Raw genomic sequence first — 7,639 nt, 5'->3', positions numbered from 1 at the left:
CCTCGCCTCGACATCCAGAAGAACCATGCGAAGAGGACACCAACGACCACCGACACCACCGGCATGATCGCGCCATCCAGAGGCGGAACGCGCCAGGAGCGGTCCGGAGGCCGACCCGTTGGGGGACGCGGATCTCGATACGCCCGCTGCGCGGGCTACTCGATCAGCAGGGAAGCGACTACTCGATCAGCAGGGAAGCGACTGCTCGATCCGCAGGGAAGCGACTGCTGGATCAGCAGGGAAGCGACTGCTCGATCCGCAGGGAAGCGACTGCTGGATCAGCAAGGAAGGGGCTGCTCGATCAGCAGGGAGGGGTCACTCGATCAGCAGTCGAGGGATTTCTCGATCAGCAGGGAAGGGCCGGATGCCTCTGCGCCGCCCGGAGCAGCGCGTTCCCTCCTCCTACCGCACCCGCCGCGGCACCGTGAACACCGTCTCGACGCCCGGTGAGTACAGCACCGAGTCCGGAGCACGCGCCGCGAGCCCCGGGAACCCGGCCTGCTCGAGCAGCCCGTCGTCGAGCGACAGCAGCTCGGCGCGCTGCAGCGGCCACGGCCGGTGCAGGTTCCGCCCGTACCAGGTGGAGCCCAGGTGCGTCTCGTGGTAGGCCCAGCGCGAGGTCAGGAACGACGCGAGCGGATCCTCCGCCGCCGAGGAGCCGGGCGTGGGCCGCACGACGATCCGCGATCGCGCCTCGGGCCGCCCGATCCGCGACGTCTCGTAGACCACGGCGCCGTGACGGTGCTCGATGCTCATCCGCGCCCACCGGTAGGGCAGCCCGAACACAGCCTGCGCGGTGAGCACCGGGAGGAGGTGGGAGGCGTCGAGCGAGACGAAGACGACCGCGCGGCGGCCCTGCTCGTCGACGGAGTAGAGGCGCACGTTCACCTCGGGGAACGTTCCGAGCCAGGGCACGCGCGGCCCGCCGAGGAACGCGGTGCGCGAGAGGCGGAAGGGGATGAGGCCGACCCAGGAGGAGCCGTCGTGCTCGTCCGGCCGGGTGCCGCGGGGCAGGTGCGGCGCCACGAGCGCGGGGTCGACCCGCCAGTGCAGGAAGGCGGCCTCGGTCCAGCGCTGGCGGAGGATCCGCGGCCCGCCGAGCGGGGGAGCGGAGCGGGTCAGGGGTTCGAGGGCAGGCACCCGCCCATGGTGGACCTCCGTGCTGCGAACCACCCGCACCGCGACAGCCGGCGCACAGGCTCCCTCCGGACGCCCTCGGATATGCTGGCGGGACGTTCAACCAGAGTCGGCGCCGCGCGCCAGGAACGGTGAGGATCCCCCGATGACCGAGGCCCTGCAGCCGCCTGTCCAGAACGCTCTGTCGCTCACTCCGCCGGAGCCCGTCGCCGCCGTGCCCACGACCTCGGCGCCCTCCATCGCGCCGAAGGTGCCGGAGCAGGCGCTGCCCGGCCTCGAGGCGAAGGTCGACGGCTACCTCGCGTCCCTGCTGCAGGCGGAGGCGCGCAGCCCCGAGTTCGCGGCGAAGGCGAACGACATCCGCACGATGGGCGACGCCGACATCCGCTCGGCCGCCGACTCCTCGAACCGCCTGCTCAAGGCGCCGGTGCGCGCCCTGCAGGAGGGCGGCCTGAGCGAGGGCTCGACCATCGGCAAGACGCTGCTGGAGCTGCGCCGCACGGTCGAGGACCTCGATCCGTCCGAGGACAACGTGCAGAAGAAGATCCTCGGCTTCATCCCGTTCGGCAACAAGATCACCGACTACTTCCGCCGCTACGAGAGCGCGCAGACGCACTTGAACGCCATCATCCAGGCGCTCTACGACGGGCAGGACGAGCTCCGCAAGGACAACGCCGCGCTCAACCTCGAGAAGCAGCACCTCTGGGAGACGATGACGCGTCTCAACGAGTACATCTACGTCGCTGAGCGCCTCGATGTGAAGCTGTCGGCCAAGATCGCCGAGCTCGACGCGACAGACCCCGACCGCGCCCGTGCTCTGCGCGAGGACGTCCTCTTCTACGCGCGCCAGAAGCACCAGGACCTGCTGACCCAGCTGGCCGTGTCGATCCAGGGTTACCTCGCGATCGACGTCGTGATCAAGAACAACGTCGAGCTGATCAAGGGCGTCGACCGCGCGACCACGACCACCGTGTCGGCGCTGCGCACCGCGGTCATCGTGGCGCAGGCGCTCGCCAACCAGCGCCTGGTGCTCGACCAGATCACGGCGCTGAACACGACCACCTCGAACATGATCGAGGCGACGTCGCGGATGCTCGCCGAGCAGTCCGCGAACATCCAGTCGCAGGCGGCGTCGGCGACCGTCGGGCTGCCGCAGCTGCAGGCCGCGTTCGCGAACATCTACCAGACCATGGACTCGATCTCGGACTTCAAGATCAAGGCGCTCGACAGCATGGCCCAGACGGTGGGCGTGCTGCAGACCGAGACCGCGAAGGCCGGCGAGTACGTGGAGCGGGCCCGCCGCAGCAACTCCGACATCGACGCGACGTCCTCGCTCGATCTCGGCCGCTAGGAGACGGGATGGGCTGGCTGTCGCGCCTGTTCGGCGGCTCCGATCCCGCTCCCGCGGAGGCGGCCCCGGCGCTCCCGGCCGCGCCGACGAGCGATGACATCCTCGCGGCGCTCGACCGGGTCAAGGCCGAGACGGAGGGGCGCGTCGCCCCGTTCGTCGCGGCGCGCATCCGCCGGATCGACGAGACCGTGCGCGAGATGGTGCCCCGGCTCGACCGCCTCGGCGGGATGAGCCAGCAGGGCCACACGGTCGTCGCGACCGCTACGAGCTATCTGCCGGAGGCGGTCGAGGGCTACCTCCGTCTGCCCCGCGACTTCGCCGACCGTCGCGCCGTCCACAAGGGGAAGACCTCGCTGATGATCCTGACCGACCAGCTCGACATCCTCGGGGGGACGCTCGACCGCATCTCGGACGCCGTCTCGCGCCAGGACGCGTCGGCGCTCATCGCGCACGGGCAGTTCCTGGCCGACAAGTTCGCGGAGTCGTCGCTCGGCGGCAACTCGCTCGACGGCCGCTCGCTCGACTCGAGCGCGCCGCCCCGTCCGCAGCAGAACGGCCCGCTGACCCCGCCGAGCGCCTCGTGACCGCCCTCGCCCCGGCGCTCGACGCCCTCGTGCTCGCCGGCTCCGCAGCCGGACTCGACGCCGCCGCCGTGCGCGACGAGGGTGCCCGCCTCGCGGCCGCCGTCGCCGAGTCGATCACCGGAGCCGGCCCCGACTGGCTCGCGGCGACCGGCACCTCCGGCGGGCTCGAGTCCTTCTTCACGGCGGCGTCGAGCGCCCGCCGCTGGCGCAGCGGACCGACCGACCACCTCGCAGCGCTCGTGCGCGCCGGATCCGACCACGCCCCCGCCTACGCGCGGGCGCTCACCGAGGTCGTCTCGGCGGCGAGCGCGCTCGGCGACCCCGGCATCGGAGGCATCGCCGCGGCGTCCGCGACCGCCGCGGCCCAGCTCGCGGCGATCCCGCAGCGGGAGGCGCCCCGCGCACCCGCCGCGCCGACAGCACCCGCCGACTCCCTCTTCCCCGCCCCCGATCTCCTCCCGCAGGGCGTCCCCGGCGTCGACGAGATCCTCGCGCGCTGCGCCGCACCGAGCACGACGGGCCGCAGGACGAGCCGGGCGGACCGACCGCGGCCGCCCCCTCCGCGTCCCCCGCCGCGCGGGAGGAGCCCGAGCAGCTCCCTCCGGCGGAGTCGATCGACGACCTGATGGCGGAGCTCGACGCCCTGATCGGCCTCGACCGGGTGAAGAGCGAGATCAAGCGGCAGACGCAGCTGCTCCGCATCGACACGCTGCGGCAGGCGGCCGGGCTGTCCACTCCGACTCTCACTCGCCACCTGGTCTTCACCGGCAACCCGGGCACCGGCAAGACCACCGTCGCGCGCCTCGTCTCGCGCATCTACCGCTCGCTCGGGATCCTCTCGAAGGGCGTGCTCGTCGAGGTCGACCGCTCGGAGCTGGTCGCCGGCTACCTGGGCCAGACGGCGACGAAGACCGCCGAGGTCATCGCCTCGGCCCGCGGTGGCGTGCTCTTCATCGACGAGGCCTACGCCCTCGCGCTCGACCAGTACGGCGCCGAGGCGGTCACGACCCTGGTGAAGGACATGGAGGACCACCGCGGCGACCTGGTCGTCATCGTGGCGGGCTACTCCGGGCGCATGCAGGGCTTCCTCGACACCAACCCCGGCCTCGCGAGCCGCTTCTCGACCACGATCGACTTCGCCGACTACACCGACGACGAGCTGTCGGCGATCTTCGCGCGCCTGGCCTCCTCGGCCGATTTCGAGCCGACGGAGGAGGCGGTCGCCGCGTTCGCCGAGCTCGCGTCCGCGCAGCAGCGCACCGAGGCGTTCGGCAACGGCCGGTGGGTGCGCAACGTGCTCGACGCCGCGATCGCGCGCCACGCGTGGCGCCTGCGCGACGTCGAGGAGCCGACGCTCGACGACCTGCGGATCCTGCAGCCCGAGGACATCACCGAGAGCGCGGAGGCCGCGCAGGAGACCCCAGCACCCGACGCCCCGCCGACGGAGGAGACCGCATGAGCACCGCGCCCGCCGCCCGCCCCGCCGCCGCGCCCCCGCAGCAGGCTCCGCCGCCGCCGCTCGTGCAGATCGCGAACCGCCCCGCCGCGAAGAAGCCGTCGCTCCTCGTCCGCGCCACCTCCACCACTCCGCGCCTGTTCCGCACCCTCCTGGTCCTCACGGCGCTCGCCGCCGTGCTGTTCGGGCTCTTCGCCCAGCAGACCGGGGCGCTGCAGGCGCGCGCGGCGGCCGAGGCCCGCGCGCAGTCCGCGCAGCTCGTCGGCGTGCAGGAGGTCCGGAACCTCCTGGTCGACGCGAACGCCGTCGCCGCCAACACGTTCCTGGTGGGCGGTCTCGAGCCGGCGGAGCAGCGGCAGCGCTACTCCGACAGCCTCGCCGCGGCCTCGTCGCAGCTGACCGACCTCGCCGCGGCCGAGCCGGCCGATGCACCGCTGCTCGCCACCGTCGCCACGAAGGTCGCCGTCTACAGCGGCCTCGTCGAGCAGGCCCGGGCCAACAACCGCCAGGGCTTCCCCGTGGGCTCGGCCTACCTCGACCGGGCGTCGGCGCAGCTGACCGACAGCGACGACGGGATCGTGGAGGACCTGAACTCGCTCGTCACGCAGGGCGCCGACCGGGTCGCGAGCGCGTACGACACGGTCCGCTTCAGCGTCCTGCTGATGATCGGCTCCCTCGTGATGCTGCTGGTGCTGATCGCCGCGCAGATCGCGCTCGCGAGGCGCACGCACCGCTACCTCAACCGGCCGCTCGCGACCGCGACCGGGCTCCTGCTGCTGCTGGGCATCGCGGGCACCGCGGTCTACGGGGTCGCGGCCTCGAACGCCGCGACGGTGCGCTCCGAGAGCTACCGCGCCACCCTCGCCGTCTCGCAGGCGCTCACCGCGGCGACCGACGCGAAGTCGCTCGAGAGCTTCACCCTCATCAAGCGCGGCTCCGGAGCGGCCCTCGAGGCCGACTTCCAGGAGGCGGCGACCGAGGCCGAGCGCCAGCTGCAGCGGGGCATCGAGAGCGGGATCGTCGACGGGTCGCTGCTCGGCGAGCTGCAGTCCTGGCTGACCCTGCACGAGGGCATCCGGACCGCCGACGACGAGGGGCGCTGGGACGACGCCGTCGCCCTCGCCGTCGCCACCGGGGAGGGCTCGGCCAACGCCGCGTTCACCGCATTCCAGGTCGACGCCCGCGAGACCGTCCGCACCGACGCCGCCACCGCCTCCTCGACGCTGGGGGAGTGGAGCTCGATCTCCTCGCTCACCTCCTGGGTCCTGCTGGCCGCGGGTCTCGTGGGCGCCGTCCTCGCCTGGCGGGGCGTCTCGCAGCGACTGGAGGAGTACCGATGAACCGGATCCGCACCGCGGCCCTCGCGCTCGTCACGGCGGCGGTCCTCGCCGTCTCGGGCTGCACCACGGGAGCCGACGACCTCGGCACGCTCGTCTCGGCGCCGGCCGAGACCGCGACCCCCTCGCCGACCACGACCGCCGCGCCGCCGACCACGGACTGCACGCCGTCGGCCACCACCTCCTACGCCCCGACGGGCGTCACCGACAGCGCGACCCTCACCGAGATCCGCGACCGCGGGTCGCTCCGCGTGGGCGTCTCGGCCGACACTCTCCTGATGAGCGCGCGCAATCCGCTCACCGGCGCCATCGAGGGCTTCGACATCGACATCGCCCGCGAGATCGCCCGCGCGGTCCTCGGCAGCCCCGACGCGATCACCTACGTCGTGATCACCTCCGCGCAGCGCCTCCCCGCCCTGACCGGCGGCGAGGGCGCGCCCCAGGTCGACCTGGTGGCCCGCACGCTGACCATGACCTGCGACCGCTGGAGCACCATCGCGTTCTCCTCCGAGTACTACGGAGCGGGTCTGAAGCTGCTCGTCTCGGCCAGCAGCGATGCGACGGGCATCCAGGACCTCGAGGCGGCCGACGAGCCGCAGCAGGTCTGCGCCCCCCGCGCGACCACGACGCTCAGCCGGCTCGAGAACGAGTACCCCGGAGTGGAGGCGGTGGCCGCCGACACGCACACCCAGTGCCTCGCGCTCTTCCAGGAGGGAGCCGTCGACGCGATCGCGGGCGACGACACGATCCTCGCGGGCTTCGTCGCGCAGGACCCCTACGCGAAGGTCATCGGCGATCCGCTGAGCTCCGAGCCGTACGGCCTGGGCATGGCGGCCGACGACGTCGACTTCGTGCGCTTCGTGAACGGCGCGCTCGACTCCCTCCGCTCGGACGGCCGCTGGCAGAGCATCTACGACCGCTGGCTGGGCGAGCTCGGCGAGGCCGCGCCGCCCCAGCCGGTCTACGGGCGATGACGGCGGTCGCCGGAGTCGCGGAGGGCACGCCGGTCGCGCCGGGCCGCCTGGGCGAGGCGATCCCGCAGCGCGAGCTGTTCGAGTACCTGGCGCAGCTGACCCGCTGGCTCGACCGCACGGGCCGCGAGCTCACGCGGCTGGATGCGGCGGCGCTCGCGTCCCCGCAGGCCGACAGCTACACCTCCGACATCGTGCTCGCCCAGTCGCTGCGCGAATCGGTCACGCGGCGGCTCGCCGAGCTCGAGACCGTCTGGGACTCAGGACGGGTCGACTCCGTGGCCCGCGAGCGGATGTCGCAGCTCATCTGGGGACGGCTGGACGCGGCGAGCGGGCGCGGCGGCAGCGCGGCGGTCTCGCTGGTCGAGGCCGTGCGCCTCTGCGACGCCGTCGTGGGGCAGCTGAAGTCGCGGCTCGAGCTCGATCCGAGCGGCACCGACACCGCGGGACGCATCGTGGGAGTCCGTGCCGAGATCGAGCGCTGCCGCGACCTCACGCAGGACGCGCGCGGAGTGGTCGACCGGCCCGCCGCGCAGCGCGTGGCCGTGCTGCGCTCGCGCCTGGACGCGCTGGCCGAGAAGGCGGGGAGGGGCGCCGACGTGTCGGGCCCGCTCGGACAGCTCGAGAGCGACTCCGCCCGACTCGAGCGCGACCTGATCATCGCCGCGTCGCAGCGCCGCGGGCTCGAGCGCGACCGGCAGCGCGCCCGCGAGCTGGCCGAGGCGGCCGAGCGCCGGGAGACGCCGCTACGGGAACTGGTCGCGCGCTGCCGGCGCGAGATCGCGGATCCGCCCCGCCTCGCC

General features: G+C 73.2%; 8 protein-coding genes. 7 read left to right on the top strand and 1 reads right to left on the bottom strand.

Features of this window, described 5'->3' with window-relative positions; translation table 11 throughout:
* Positions 1 to 402: 402 nt before the first annotated feature.
* Positions 403 to 1,140, bottom strand: coding sequence for a YqjF family protein (locus B0T42_RS18195; RefSeq protein ID WP_236720404.1), 738 nt, complete (start codon positions 1,138 to 1,140; stop codon positions 403 to 405).
* Positions 1,141 to 1,282: 142 nt separating this feature from the next.
* Here B0T42_RS18195 and B0T42_RS18190 point away from each other — a divergent pair, with 142 nt between their 5' ends.
* The 7 genes from B0T42_RS18190 to B0T42_RS18165 all read left to right on the top strand — a co-directional run.
* Positions 1,283 to 2,488 (top strand): toxic anion resistance protein, encoded by a 1,206-nt coding sequence (locus B0T42_RS18190; RefSeq protein WP_077224401.1) that lies wholly within the window; start codon positions 1,283 to 1,285, stop codon positions 2,486 to 2,488.
* An 8-nt stretch (positions 2,489 to 2,496) separates the two neighbouring features.
* Positions 2,497 to 3,072 (top strand): hypothetical protein, encoded by a 576-nt coding sequence (locus B0T42_RS18185; protein ID WP_077224400.1) that lies wholly within the window; start codon positions 2,497 to 2,499, stop codon positions 3,070 to 3,072.
* Positions 3,069 to 3,698, top strand: coding sequence for a hypothetical protein (locus tag B0T42_RS21745; RefSeq protein ID WP_236720403.1), 630 nt, complete (start codon positions 3,069 to 3,071; stop codon positions 3,696 to 3,698). Before B0T42_RS18185 ends, B0T42_RS21745 begins: the two co-directional genes overlap by 4 nt.
* A complete protein-coding gene (locus B0T42_RS21740; RefSeq protein ID WP_236720402.1) occupies positions 3,698 to 4,531 on the top strand; it encodes an AAA family ATPase in 834 nt (277 codons plus the stop codon). The genes B0T42_RS21745 and B0T42_RS21740 overlap by 1 nt, the downstream gene beginning before the upstream one ends.
* Positions 4,528 to 5,868 carry a hypothetical protein gene (locus B0T42_RS18175; protein WP_077224399.1) on the top strand — a complete coding sequence of 447 codons (1,341 nt, stop codon included), beginning with the start codon at positions 4,528 to 4,530 and terminating at the stop codon, positions 5,866 to 5,868. The genes B0T42_RS21740 and B0T42_RS18175 overlap by 4 nt, the downstream gene beginning before the upstream one ends.
* Entirely contained in the window at positions 5,865 to 6,839 is a 975-nt protein-coding gene (locus tag B0T42_RS18170) for a glutamate ABC transporter substrate-binding protein (RefSeq protein ID WP_077224398.1), read from the top strand. The genes B0T42_RS18175 and B0T42_RS18170 overlap by 4 nt, the downstream gene beginning before the upstream one ends.
* On the top strand, positions 6,836 to 7,639 hold an 804-nt coding region (locus B0T42_RS18165), incomplete at its 3' end, for a hypothetical protein (RefSeq protein ID WP_077224397.1). The genes B0T42_RS18170 and B0T42_RS18165, both read left to right, overlap by 4 nt.

The sequence above is a fragment of the Rathayibacter rhapontici genome (genome assembly GCF_001995175.1).
Classification (GTDB): Bacteria; Actinomycetota; Actinomycetes; order Actinomycetales; family Microbacteriaceae; genus Rathayibacter.
The sequence above is the reverse complement of the archived record's forward strand: the minus strand, read 5'-3'. Positions and strand labels throughout refer to the sequence as shown.